The sequence below is a fragment of the Roseitalea porphyridii genome, from assembly GCF_004331955.1.
GTDB classification, from domain to species: domain Bacteria; phylum Pseudomonadota; class Alphaproteobacteria; order Rhizobiales; family Rhizobiaceae; genus Roseitalea; species Roseitalea porphyridii.
This window is the reverse complement of sequence record NZ_CP036532.1, coordinates 854,563-866,769: the sequence shown is the minus strand read 5'-3', so window position 1 is coordinate 866,769 and position 12,207 is coordinate 854,563. Positions and strand designations below refer to the sequence as shown.

11 protein-coding genes, 1 tRNA gene and 1 pseudogene are annotated in these 12,207 nt (G+C 67.1%); 4 read left to right on the top strand and 9 right to left on the bottom strand.

The window, feature by feature from the left end:
- Positions 1-108: 108 nt before the first annotated feature.
- From E0E05_RS04145 to rpmH, 8 genes and pseudogenes are all read right to left on the bottom strand, one after another.
- Complete coding sequence (locus tag E0E05_RS04145) at positions 109-1,227, bottom strand: acyltransferase family protein (protein ID WP_131615572.1); 1,119 nt, start codon at positions 1,225-1,227, stop codon at positions 109-111.
- A gap of 75 nt (positions 1,228-1,302) precedes the next feature.
- Positions 1,303-1,983 carry a ribosome biogenesis GTP-binding protein YihA/YsxC gene (gene yihA / locus E0E05_RS04140; RefSeq protein ID WP_131615571.1) on the bottom strand — a complete coding sequence of 227 codons (681 nt, stop codon included), beginning with the start codon at positions 1,981-1,983 and terminating at the stop codon, positions 1,303-1,305.
- Positions 1,984-2,138: 155 nt separating this feature from the next.
- Complete coding sequence (locus E0E05_RS17535) at positions 2,139-2,669, bottom strand: fasciclin domain-containing protein (RefSeq protein ID WP_244598043.1); 531 nt, start codon at positions 2,667-2,669, stop codon at positions 2,139-2,141.
- Positions 2,670-2,729: 60 nt separating this feature from the next.
- Positions 2,730-3,281, bottom strand: a pseudogene (locus tag E0E05_RS17530) (fasciclin domain-containing protein); the annotation flags it as partial.
- Between the two features lie 147 nt (positions 3,282-3,428).
- Positions 3,429-4,091, bottom strand: coding sequence for a CatB-related O-acetyltransferase (locus tag E0E05_RS04130; protein ID WP_131615569.1), 663 nt, complete (start codon positions 4,089-4,091; stop codon positions 3,429-3,431).
- A 128-nt stretch (positions 4,092-4,219) separates the two neighbouring features.
- Entirely contained in the window at positions 4,220-6,070 is a 1,851-nt protein-coding gene (gene yidC, locus E0E05_RS04125; protein WP_131615568.1) for a membrane protein insertase YidC, read from the bottom strand.
- Entirely contained in the window at positions 6,063-6,461 is a 399-nt protein-coding gene (gene rnpA / locus E0E05_RS04120) for a ribonuclease P protein component (protein WP_131615567.1), read from the bottom strand. The genes yidC and rnpA overlap by 8 nt, the downstream gene beginning before the upstream one ends.
- A 60-nt stretch (positions 6,462-6,521) precedes the next feature.
- Positions 6,522-6,659, bottom strand: a complete 138-nt coding sequence (gene rpmH, locus E0E05_RS04115) for a 50S ribosomal protein L34 (protein ID WP_131615566.1) — start codon at positions 6,657-6,659, stop codon at positions 6,522-6,524.
- 332 nt (positions 6,660-6,991) lie between these two features.
- On the opposite strand from rpmH, the gene E0E05_RS04110 reads away from it, so the two are divergent.
- From E0E05_RS04110 to E0E05_RS04095, 4 genes are all read left to right on the top strand, one after another.
- On the top strand, positions 6,992-7,780 hold the full coding sequence (locus E0E05_RS04110; RefSeq protein WP_131615565.1) for a TVP38/TMEM64 family protein: 789 nt from the start codon (positions 6,992-6,994) through the stop codon (positions 7,778-7,780).
- Positions 7,781-7,838: 58 nt separating this feature from the next.
- Positions 7,839-9,266, top strand: coding sequence for a dihydrolipoyl dehydrogenase family protein (locus E0E05_RS04105; protein WP_131615564.1), 1,428 nt, complete (start codon positions 7,839-7,841; stop codon positions 9,264-9,266).
- Between the two features lie 78 nt (positions 9,267-9,344).
- Positions 9,345-10,868 carry a sensor histidine kinase gene (locus E0E05_RS04100; protein WP_131615563.1) on the top strand — a complete coding sequence of 508 codons (1,524 nt, stop codon included), beginning with the start codon at positions 9,345-9,347 and terminating at the stop codon, positions 10,866-10,868.
- Positions 10,869-11,100: 232 nt separating this feature from the next.
- Positions 11,101-11,177 (top strand) — tRNA-Arg (locus tag E0E05_RS04095).
- A 70-nt stretch (positions 11,178-11,247) separates the two neighbouring features.
- Here E0E05_RS04095 and E0E05_RS04090 read toward each other — a convergent pair.
- Positions 11,248-12,171, bottom strand: a complete 924-nt coding sequence (locus tag E0E05_RS04090; protein WP_244597921.1) for an N-acetylmuramic acid 6-phosphate etherase — start codon at positions 12,169-12,171, stop codon at positions 11,248-11,250.
- Positions 12,172-12,207 lie beyond the last annotated feature (36 nt).

The window sequence follows — 12,207 nt, the reverse complement described above, 5'->3', positions numbered from 1 at the left end:
ACCAATGCGGGCGCTCGAACGAACGAATGCACCCTTTCGTGCGATGCAGATAGTCGGTGCCGGAAAGAAATTCCACCCGCGCGCACCAATGATTGTGGGCAAGCCCCCTTACGCCGGGCTGACCGTGGCGGTGCGGACGATGCCGCGCCGCTGGCCCAGCGCCATGATGGCGCGCGCGGCGGGGTTCTCGATCAGGCGCAGGGACAGCGCGGCGACGAGCACGGTGGCGACCATCGGCACTATGGCGAACGCATAGATCCAGTTGGTCTGCGGCGCGCCGATGACGAGCTTCCAGACGCCGGAGAAGAAGACGGTCTCCATCACCGGGTGCCACATGTAGACGCCATAGGAGAGGGCCGCGACCGGCGCGAGCACGGCCATCGGTCCGCCCGGGCTCGGCGTTTCGCGCTCGGCGACGGCCATGAAGACCACCGCCCCGCCGATCAGGGCGAGCGCGGCATAGGTGCCCCAGCCGGCGAACATCGAGGCGAGCGAAAGCCCCAGCAGCAGCCAGCCGGCCGGGCGCGACCCCATCGAGGCCGGCATGCGCCGGGCGATGCGGTAGAGGATCGCGCCGAAGGTGAAGTCGGCGAAAATGCGCCAGGCGCCCCAGCTTTTGGCATCGTACCAGGTCTGCGAATACTCCACGGCGTCGCGGCTGGCCCACTCAAGCCCGGCCAGCGTCACCGCCAGAACGAGGATCAGCCCGGCAAGGCCCATGCGCAGACCGGCGAAGGCCAGGACGGGCAGGAACAGATAGGCGAACCATTCGCCCGAGAGCGACCAGGAGACATAGTTGAATGTGAGCTGGTCGTGCACGCCCCAGGCCTGGAGCAGCAGCAGATTGGTCCAGAGCTGGCCCATGTCGTAGCGATCGTGCAGTCCCCCCGCCTCGATCAGCCCGGCATGGCCGGCCAGACCGACCGCCACGAAGAAGCCGAGCGTGACTATGTGGAGAGGATAGAGCCGCGACAGCCGGCGCAACAGGAAAAACGCATAATCGGGGCGGGTGGAGACACGATGCCCGTAGCGCTCGTAGACGAGAAAGCCCGACAGCACGAAGAACATGTCGAGGAGCGGGTTCATGTGCTCGAACCATCGCGTCAGCGCATCGGCATGGGGCGCGGCGAACGAGAAATGGTAGCTCATGACGAGCATCGCCGCCATCAGCCTCCAGACCGCGAAGGTCCTGTATTCGGGATATCGCGTCGCCGTTCCTGCACCCATGCAGGCGGTATAGCCGGGAGAATTCCGGAAATCGTTGTGAAGTTCAACCCAAGGTTAACTGCCGCAACCCGGCCTCTACCGCGGCGCCACGGCAAAGGCGATGGCCCGCCGCAAGTCGTCGAGACCCTTTCCCTTGTCGGCCGACGTGGCGATCACGCCGGGAAAGGCGGCGGGGCGTCGCGCGGTCTTCTGCGCGGTTTCCGCCGCGAGCCGTGCGATCGCGGGCGGCTTGATCTTGTCGGTCTTGGTCAGGACGATCTGGTAGGAGACCGCGGCGCGGTCGAGCAGGTCGAGCACTTCGGCGTCGTTGGTCTTGATGCCGTGGCGCGCGTCGATCAGCACGAAGACGCGTTTGAGGGTGGTGCGGCCGCGCAGATAATCGAAGACCAGTTCGGTCCAGCGGTCCACCGTCTCCTTGGGGGCCTTGGCGAAGCCGTAGCCGGGCATGTCGACGAACGCCAGGGGCGGCAGGTCGTCGAGCGCGCCGGAAAACCCGTCGGGCACGAAGAAGTTGAGCTCCTGCGTGCGGCCAGGCGTGTTCGATGTTCGCGCCAGCCCGTTCTTGCCGGTCAGAGCGTTGATCAGCGAGGACTTACCGACATTGGAGCGGCCCGCGAAGGCGATTTCGGGCGGCCCTTCGGGCGGCAGATGTCGCATGGCCGGCACGCCGCGCACGAAGCTCCAGGCGCCCGTCGCCTTCAGAGCGGCCCAGACGGGGGAGGTTTCATCGACGGGGAGTTCTGCCGGTTCGGTCATGGCCCGTTTATCGGCGATGGCGCCGGGCGCTTCAAGCGCGTTCGGCGCGGTGCGGATCGCCGTCGCGAAACGGCCCCGCCACAGGAGACCATGGCGGGGCCTGTCGTCCGGACGCCGCCTAAACCGGGCGGGGCGGCGCCACGTTCGTGTCCCGCTTACCGGGGAACAAGAACGCTGTCGACGACATGGATGACGCCGTTCGACTGGTCGACGTCGGCGATTGTCACCTCGGCCGCATCACCGCTTTCGTCGATGATGTAGAGCTTGCCGCCGGCGAGGTCGGCGGTGATCGCGTCGCCGCTGACCGTCTGCATGTTGTAGCGGCCGCCATTGGCCCGGGTGCGTTCCATCAGTTCGGCACCGGACAGATCGCCCGCCACCACATGCGCGGTCAGAACCTTGGTGAGCTGGTCCTTGTTCTCGTCCATCAGCAGCGTCTCGACGGTGCCGTCCGGCAGCTTGTCGAAGGCCGCGTTGGTCGGCGCGAAGACGGTGAACGGGCCCTCGCCCTGCAGCGTCTCGACGAGACCGGCGGCGTTGACGGCCGCGACGAGCGTGGTGTGGTCGGCCGAATTCACCGCGTTCTCGATGATGTTGCGTTCGGCGAGCATGGGCGCGCCGCCGACCATCGGGTTGTCGCCCTCGGCCATGGCCATGTCATCGGAACCCATGTCATCGGAACCCATGTCATCGGAGCCCATGCCGTCCGATTCCATGCTCCCCTGCATGCCCTCGGCGGACGCGGCCGGTGTCATCACCGCATCGATGACATGGATGACGCCGTTGGACTGTTTGACGTCGGCGATCGTCACGGTCGCCATCGTGCCGTTCTCGTCCTCAAGCATGATGGTGTCACCCTCATAGGTGGCCGTGAGGGTGCACGAGCCGAGCGTGGGCACCGGATGGGCTCCGCCATCATCGTCGACCATGCCGACGATCGCGCCGGACATGGCCTCCGCTCCGACGACGTGGCACTTGAGAACATCGGCGAGCTGGTCACGGTTCTCTTCCATCAGCAGCGTCTCGACGGTGCCGTCCGGCAGCTTGTCGAAGGCGGCATTGGTCGGCGCGAAGACGGTGAACGGGCCCTCGCCCTGCAGCGTCTCGACGAGCCCGGCAGCCTTGACGGCGGCGACGAGCGTGGTGTGGTCGGCCGAGTTGACCGCGTTCTCGACGATGTTGCGTTCGGCGAGCATCGCCGCGCCGCCGACCATCGGGTTGTCCTGGGCCGTGGCGATTCCGGCCATGGCGAAGATGGCAGCGCCCGACATGAGCAGTTTCTTGGTCATGAATTTCATTGCGAGGTCCTCCTGTGTTTGCCTCGTTCGAAGACACGGAAGGGCCGCAGGAAAAGTTTCACCCGGCTGCAAATCGTTTGGCACGACGACGCGCGGCCGGGCCGGCGGACAGGTGCCCGCCGGCCTCACCAACGCGCCGCTTCCGGTTCAGCGGGGCCGTGCGGCGAGCGCTTCGAGCGCTTCGAGATCGCCGGCCCGGATCGGACCGAGCGCCTCACCGATCCGCTCGACGGGCCAGTCCCACCATGCAAGGCGCACCAGGCGCGCGATGTCCGCGTCGGAAAAGCGCATGCGCACGGTGCGGGCCGGGTTGCCGGCGACGATCGCATAGGGCGGCACATCGGAGGCGACCACCGACCGCGCCGCCACGATGGCGCCGTCGCCGATCGTCACGCCGGGCATGATCATGGCCTCGCGACCGATCCACACATCGTTGCCGACGACCGTGTCGCCGCGGATCGCGGCCGCCCAGGAGGCCGGGTCGAACCCTGCCTCCCAGCCATGGCCGAAGATATTGAACGGGAACGTCGAGAGCCCGTCCATCGCATGGTTCGCGCCGTTCATGATGAAGGTGACGCCGGTCGCCAGCGCACAGAACCGGCCGATCACCAGGCGGTCGCCGACGAACGGGAAATGATAGAGCACGCAGCGCTCGGCGAAATGCTCGGGGCCGTCCGGGTCGTCGTAATAGGTGAACTCGCCGATCTCGATCAGCGGATCGTCGACCAGCGGCTTGAGGAGGCCGACGCGGTTCTGGCCGGCCATGGGAAACGGGTTGAGAGGATCGGGTCCGGTGTTGCGGGCATGCATGATTGAGCTCCGAAGGGCGTTGATCTGTCGGTGAAGACCCACCCCTGCCGACGGCGCGGCGTGGCGGATCGGAGCTCAATTGTTCATCGCATGCGGTCCTTCAGTTCGTATCAGCCATCGGCCCCGGGCTATTCGGCCGGCTTGTCGGCCTTGCCGCCGCCGAACAGGTTCCTGAGATTGTCCCACAGTTCGATCTTGGCGCCGTTGCGCTTCATGATCACGCCCTGCTGGATGATCGACAGGAAGTTGTTCCACGCCCAGTAGATGACCAGACCCGCCGGGAACGTCGCCAGCATGAAGGTGAAGACCACCGGCATCCACTTGAAGATCATCGCCGTTGTCGGATCGGGCGGCGGCGGGTTCATCTGCATCTGGACGAACATGGTCACACCCATGATCAGCGGCCAGACGCCGAGCATCAGGAACGCGCCGAACAGCGGCACGGCGGACGGATCGTAGGGCAGAAGACCGAACAGGTTGAAGATCGAGGTCGGATCGGGCGCCGACAGGTCCCGGATCCAGCCGAAGAAGGGCGCATGGCGCATCTCGATGGTCACGTACAGCACCTTGTAGAGCGCGAAGAAGACCGGAATCTGGATCAGCACGGGCCAGCAGCCGGCGATCGGATTGATCTTCTCCTTCTTGTACAGCTCCATCATCGCCTTCTGCATCTTCTCGCGATCATCGCCGTAGCGTTCCTTGATCTCCTGCATCTTGGGCTGGACCACCTTCATGCGGGCCATGGAGGCGTAGGACTTGTTGGCGAGCGGGAAGAAGACGAGCTTGATCAGCACGGTCGCGATCAGGATCGCGACGCCGAAATTGCCGAACACCGAGTTCAGCCAGTAGAGCAGGTGGAACAGCGGCTTGGTGATGAAGTGGAACCAGCCCCAGTCGATCATCAGCTCGAACTGGCGGATGTCGCGATCGGCCTCGTAGGCGTCGATGATGCGGGTCTTCTTGGCGCCGGCGAAGAACAGGTTCTCGACGGTCGCCGACTGTCCGGCATTGATCGTCACCGCGTCCGACAGGAAGTCGGCCTGATAGCGCGACGAACCGTCGGTGAAGAAGGAATAGCGCGGCTGGTAGGTCGTGTTGCGGGGCACGATCGCCGTGGCCCAGTACTTGTCGGTGATGCCGAGCCAGCCGTCGCTCGATTTGCCCGGAACGACCTGGCCGTCATCGCGCATCTCGCCGAAGGTCAGTTCGGTCAGCCCCTCCTCGCCGGTAACGCCGATCATGCCCTCGTGCAGGATGAAGATCGGCGGCGTGGCCGGAATGGTGTAGCGGGTCGTGCGCCCGTAGTTCTGCAGCGCCACCGCGCCGGTGCCGGCGTTGGCGATCTCGTCAGTAATCGAGAACATGTAATTGTCGTCGACCGCGATCCGACGGGTGAAATCGAGGCCGTTCGGCGCCGAATAGGTCAGCGTGACCGGCGAATCGGGCGTCAGCACCGCGTTGCCGTCGACCTGCCATTCGGCGGTCGGACCCGGCGCGCCGTCGATGCCGGTATAGCCGAACTCGGCGAAATAGGGATCGGGCCCGGTCACCGGCGACAGCAGATCGACGATCGGCGAATCCTCGTCGACCTCGACGTGATAGTTCTTCAGCGAAAGGTCGTCGAAGCGCGCGCCGGTCAGGTTGATCGAGCCGGTCAGCGTCGGCGTTTCGATCGGTACGCGCCGCTCGGCCGCTGCAACCGCCGTGTCGCGGTCGGCCGCGCCGGCGCCAGCCGCACCGGCTTCGGGCGCGGAGCCCGAAACTGTCGCCTGCGGGATGTCGCCTTCGGCACCGGAGGTGGCCGGTGCGGCGGTGTCCTCGGCCGCCTCGGGCGCCTGCACCTCGATCTGGGCCTGCTGCTCGATCTGCGCCTGGCGCTCGGCCTCGATCTGCGGATTGACGTAGAAGATCTGCCACAGCGTCAGGATCAGCACCGACAGGGCGATCGTCAGGAACAGGTTGCGGTTGTTGTTATCCATGGCTCCGCTTCGGGCTCGGTTGCCCTCGGTGTCCGGGTGTCTGTTCGGGGCCGGTGCGCGCCGCCCTGCCGTGGGCACGCGCAATCACCTGACGCAAATCCTCGCATAATGCGCTGAACGGGGCAGTCAACACATCAGGCTTGGAAATGATCACATAGTCATGAAGGGGGCGCATGTCACGCGCGGCAGCCAGCCGCACCGCCTCGCGCAGACGCCGCTTGGCGCGGTTGCGCACGACCGCGCCGCCGATCTTTCTTGTCACGGTGAAACCGACGCGTGGCGTCTCGCCCGCCTCACCCGGATCCCGGCGCCGCATCTCGAGCCGCACGGTTCGTCCATTGATCCGCGTCCCGTTGCGCGCGGCAAGGAACTCGGCCCGCTTGCGCATCATCGCATAGGGCCTGGTGCCGCTCGACACGGCCGGTCAGCCCGCGCCGGGCCGACGCGGACGTCAGGCCGACAGCTTCTTGCGACCGCGCGCGCGACGGCGGGCCAGAACCTTGCGGCCGCCTGCGGTCGCCATGCGGGCGCGGAAGCCGTGCCGACGCTTGCGAACCAGGCGCGAGGGTTGATAGGTGCGTTTGGTCATGGGATCACCCGCCGCTCCGGGCGGCCTTCTCGTTCGTGCATGTCTGGGCCATTGGGCAGCGGCGCGACAACGGCAAGCCGTCGCCGGACGCGGCTGTCCGAACGTTGGCCGGCTTATGGGCGAACGGGCCGGCAAAGTCAATCATCGCCCGGCGACCGGGGGCCAACAGGCGGTTCACCGGCGCGTGAGCTTTGCGGCGATGACCATCACGGATTGTGGTGTCACCCCGATGTGAGTTGTTCTTGAATGCCGCGACCGTCATCTCAAGCGCATCCCTTTACGCCGCAGGCCGGCCCGGACGCCGCCGCTTACCCGCATTGGAAACGCCCGCGATGACTGATACATCGACCACGACCATGACAAAGGACGCCGAGATGCCCCGCAACGGCGGCCTCGCAGCAAAAGCCAGGCGGTTCGCGCCGCTGATCGTCATCGCGGCGGGGCTGACCTTCGCCTATCTGATGGGATGGCAGCGGTTCTTCACGCTGGAGTTTCTGGCCGAAAGCCGCGACAGCCTGACCGCATTCGTCGATGCGAACTTCTGGCTGTCGACGCTCGGCTTCACCGCGCTCTATGCCGTCGCGGTCGCCTTCTCGTTTCCGGCCGCATCGATCCTGACGATCTTCGCCGGGTTCCTGTTCGGCTGGCTGACCGCGACGGTCGTGGTCGCCGTCGGCGCGACGGCCGGGGCGACGGCGATCTTCATGGTGGCCCGTTCGGCGTTCGGCGAAAGCCTGCGCGACCGGGTCGGACGCGGGCGCGTCAAGAAGCTCGCCGAGGGGTTCGAGGAGGACGCGTTCAGCTACCTTCTGGTGCTGCGCATCGCGCCGATCTTTCCGTTCTTCATCATGAACGTCGCGCCGGCGCTGTTCAACGTACCGGTACGCACCTACGTCATCGCCACCTTTTTTGGCATCCTCCCCGGCGTCATCGCCTATTCCTGGCTCGGCCAGGGCATCGGCTCGGTGCTGGACGCGGCCGAGGCGGCGGGCACCAGCGCGACGGTCGGTGATCTGATCACCACCGAGATCACGCTGGCCTTCGTCGCGCTCGCCATCGTCGCCGCCGTGCCGGTCGCGATCAAGAAATGGCGCCGGCGCAACGCCGCCCCGGAGAGCTGAGGCACCACCGGCCGGACCACGCAAACAAAAAGCCAAGGAACGAGGGGACGACATCACCATGAGCGAGGTCTTGAAGCCGGACATCTGCGTCATCGGGGCGGGCTCGGGCGGCCTGACGGTCGCCGCCGCGGCCGCCGCGTTCGGCGTGTCGGTGGTGCTGATCGAGGCCGGCAAGATGGGCGGAGACTGCCTCAATTATGGCTGCGTTCCTTCCAAGGCGATGATCGCCGCCGCCAAGACCGCGCAGACCATGCGCCACGCCGACCGGTTCGGCATCAAGTCGGTCGAGCCGGAGGTCAATTTCGGCCGCGTGCACGACCATGTGCATGACGTGATCGCCTCGATCGCGCCCAACGATTCGGTGGAGCGCTTCACCGCGCTCGGGGTGAAGGTGATCCAGGCGCGCGGCGCGTTCACCGACAGGAACACCGTCGTCGCCGGCGACCATACGATCAAGGCGCGCCGTTTCGTCATCGCCACCGGCAGCCGCGCCTTCGTGCCGCCGATCGCGGGCCTCGACCAGGTGCCCTACCTGACCAACGAGACGCTGTTCGACCAGACGCGGCGTCCCGGCCACCTGATCGTCATCGGCGGCGGGCCGATCGGCATGGAAATGGCGCAGGCGCACCGGCGGCTCGGCTCGAACGTCACCGTCATCGAGGCGATGAAGGCGATGGGCAAGGACGATCCCGAACTGGCCGCCATCGTGCTCGACAAGGTGAGCGCCGACGGCGTCGACATTCGCGAGGAAACCAAGGTCGTCTCGGTCGAGCCCAAGGGCAAGTCGGGCGTGCGCGTGACGGTCGAAAAGGACGGCGCGCAATCGCATGTCGACGGCACGCACATTCTGGTTGCGACCGGCCGGGCCGCCAATGTCGACGGCCTGGGCCTCGATGAAGCCGGCATCGATCACGACAAGAAGGGCATCAGGGTCGACAGGGCGCTGCGTACGTCGAACCGCCGGGTCTACGCCATCGGCGATGTCGCCGGCGGGCTGCAGTTCACCCATGTCGCCGGCTATCATGCGGGGCTCGTCGTCCAGTCGATCCTGTTCCGCGTGCCCGGCAAGGAACGGCGCGATCTCGTGCCCTGGGCCACCTATACAGACCCCGAACTGGCCCATGTCGGCATGACCGAGGACGAGGCGCGCAAGGCCAGGGGCGACATCACGATCCTTCGCTGGCCCTATGCGGAGAACGACCGGGCCCAGACCGAGCGCAAGACCGACGGGCTGGTCAAGATGGTCACCGACCGCAGGGGGCGGATCCTAGGCGCCAGCATCGTCGGCGCCAATGCGGGCGAGATGATCAACCTGTTCTCGCTGGCGATCTCGAAGAAGATGAAGGCGTCCGACCTGCGCGGGTTCATCGCGCCCTACCCGACCATGACCGAAATCGCCAAGCGCGCCGGCACCAGCTTTTCTGCCCCGATGACCCGCAAACCCGCCGTGCGCCGGCTGATCGGCTTCCTGCGCCGGTTCGGCTGAGATGGCGGCGGATGGCCGTATTGACCATCTTCGCCCCGCGCCGTGGCGGATCGGCGCGCAACGCTCTATCTTGACCACATGAACGAGACGGCCGGACACGACAGACCCGACCCACGCCCGCCGGCCGCAGCGCGGCCCCGGCGGCGGCTTTCGGCCAAGCTGCTGCTGCTCACCATCCTGTTCGTGATGATCGCCGAGGTGCTCATCTTCGTGCCCTCGGTCGCCAATTTCCGCATCACCTGGCTCGAACAGCGGCTGAACACGGCCGCCGCGGCCAGCGTGCTGATCACGGCCGAAGCGACCGCGGACCTGCCGCAACAGGTGCAGAACGACGTGCTGATGGCGATCGGCGCCAAGACGATCGCGCTGCGCATGGAGGGCCGCTCGCACCTGCTCGTGGTCAGCGAGATGCCGGACGAGGTCGACCAGCACGTCGACGTCGCCGACTTCTCGCCGTTCGGCGCGATCCGCGACGCGTTCGCCACGCTGTTCTTCGGCGGCGACAAGTCGCTGCGCGTGACCGGACCGATCGGCGACAGCGACGGCCGGATCGAACTCGTGATGAGCGACGACTATCTGCGCACGGCGATGCTGATCTACGCGCGCAACATCGCGATTCTGTCGATCATCATTGCGCTGATCAGCGCCACGCTGGTCTTCCTCGCCATCAACCGGATCATGATCAGGCCGATCGAGCGGATGACCCGGTCGATGCTGCGCTTTGCCGAGAACCCGTCCGACGCCGATGCGGTGATCGTGCCCGAGGCGCGATCGGACGAGCTGGGTCTTGCCGAGCGCGAACTGGCGAGCATGCAGGCGCAGCTTCAGTCGACCCTGCGCAGCCAGAAACGGCTGGCCGATCTCGGGCTCGCCGTCTCCAAGATCAATCACGACATGCGCAACATCCTCGCTTCGGCGCAACTGCTCGGCGACCGGCTGACCGAGACCGACGATCCGGCCGTGCAGCGCTTCGCGCCCAAGCTGATCCGCGCGCTCGACCGTGCCGCCAACTACACCTCGGACGTCCTGTCCTACGGCAAGGCCCAGGAGAAGGCGCCGGTGCGCCGGCGGGTGCGGCTGGCGCGCATTGTCGCCGACGTCGAGGATCTGCTTGGCCTCGAGCCCGACGGCGGCGTGCAGTTCGCGACCGACGTGCCGGACGATCTTGAGGTCGATGCCGATCCCGAACAGCTGTTCCGTGTCCTGATGAACCTTGTGCGCAACGCGGTCGAGGCGCTGCGCGGCGACGACGATCCGGCGACCGTCAAGCGCGTGTCGATCTCGGCCGGCCGGATGGGCGCGACGACGATCATCTCGGTCGAGGACACGGGGCCGGGCCTTCCCGCGCAGGCGCGCGAGCATCTGTTCGCCCCGTTCTCCGGATCGGGCCGCAGGGGCGGCACGGGGCTTGGGCTCGCGATCGCGCACGAACTGGTTAGCGCCCATGGCGGCACGCTGGAACTGCGCGAGGACCGCGCCGTCGGAACCCGTTTCGAGATCCGACTGCCGGACGCTTCGCCCGACACCGTCCGGCCGGGCACGCCGCGCCGTCCCGAACTGCGCGTCGCCGCGAGCGACGGCAAGGCCGCCGATCGCCGCTGAGCGGCCGAGGGCGCGGGGGATCTTTCGGACGAGCCGGCCCATTGCCGCGCGTTGCGTTCGACCACGCGATCCGACCCGTCACGTCGCCGGCTTCGAGGTACGCTTGGCAAGCCGTTGCGGCGTCCCCATCTGACGGTCACGGCACGCCAAAAATCGCCTTGACGGCGCTTGCAATTTGCGGCGGCACGGACTACCAAGCCGCCTTGCCGGCCCCGAGGGTTGCCGGCGCAAAGCACCCGTAGCTCAGCTGGATAGAGCACCAGACTACGAATCTGGGGGTCGGGAGTTCGAATCTTCCCGGGTGCGCCATTCCCCCATGCATTGCAGACGCTGTGCCGGATTGACCGGCGCTTGGGACTTTCATCCCGTCCGCGCTTGATCAGCCCTGCTGCGTCAGTTCCCGGTCGGCGTCGGCGATCCGGCCGCCGTGCCGTTCGAGCAAGGCCAGCGCCTGGGCGCGCGTTGCGCCGCGCGCGACGAGGATCGCTTGCCTGACGTCGAATTCGCAGGCCGCGAGCGCTTCGCGGGCGCGGGCCTCGTCGCAGCCGACGATATCGCGCACGATCGCGACCGCGCGGCCCTGCAGCTTGCGGTTGGTCACGCGCATGTCGATCATCCGGCCGCGATAGACCTTGCCCAGCCGCACCATGAGCGCGGTCGAGAAGATGTTGAGCGCGATCTTCTGGCTGGTGCCGGCGGCAAGCCGGGTCGAGCCGGCCAGCGCTTCGGCACCGGTCTCGAGCAGAACCGGGCAGCGCGCCTCGGCAAGCACCGGCGTGCCGGCATTGTTGGCCATGCCGATCGTCAGCGCGCCGGCCCTGTTTCCGGCCTCCAGGGCAGCCAGCACGAACGGCGTCGTGCCGCTGGCGGCGAGGCCGACGACGACATCGCCGGCGCCGAGCCGCAGTTCGTCGAGCGCACGCGTGGCCGAGGCGCCGTCATCCTCGGCCCCCTCCTGCGCCTCGACGATGCTGGCCGAACCGCCGGCGACCAGAATGTGCAGCCGCGCCTCGGGCCAGTTGAACGTGGGATTGAGTTCGACCCCGTCGAGCAGCGCGACCCGGCCGGAAGTGCCGGCGCCGCAATAGATCAGCCGCGAGCCCGGCTCCTGCAGCGCCTCGGCGGCGGCGACGGTGGCGCCGATCAGGGCCGGCCGGGCGCGCTTGACCGCGCCGATGGCCTTGGCCTGGCTGCCGAGCAGGGTCGCAAAAAGCGCCCCGTCGTCGAGCGTGTCGAGATACGGCGCGTCGTGCTCCAGCGTTTCGGTCCCCGGACGGTCGGCACCCTCGGCGGTTCCGGTCACGATCAGCGCTCCTTGTAATACCAAAACATGACCAAT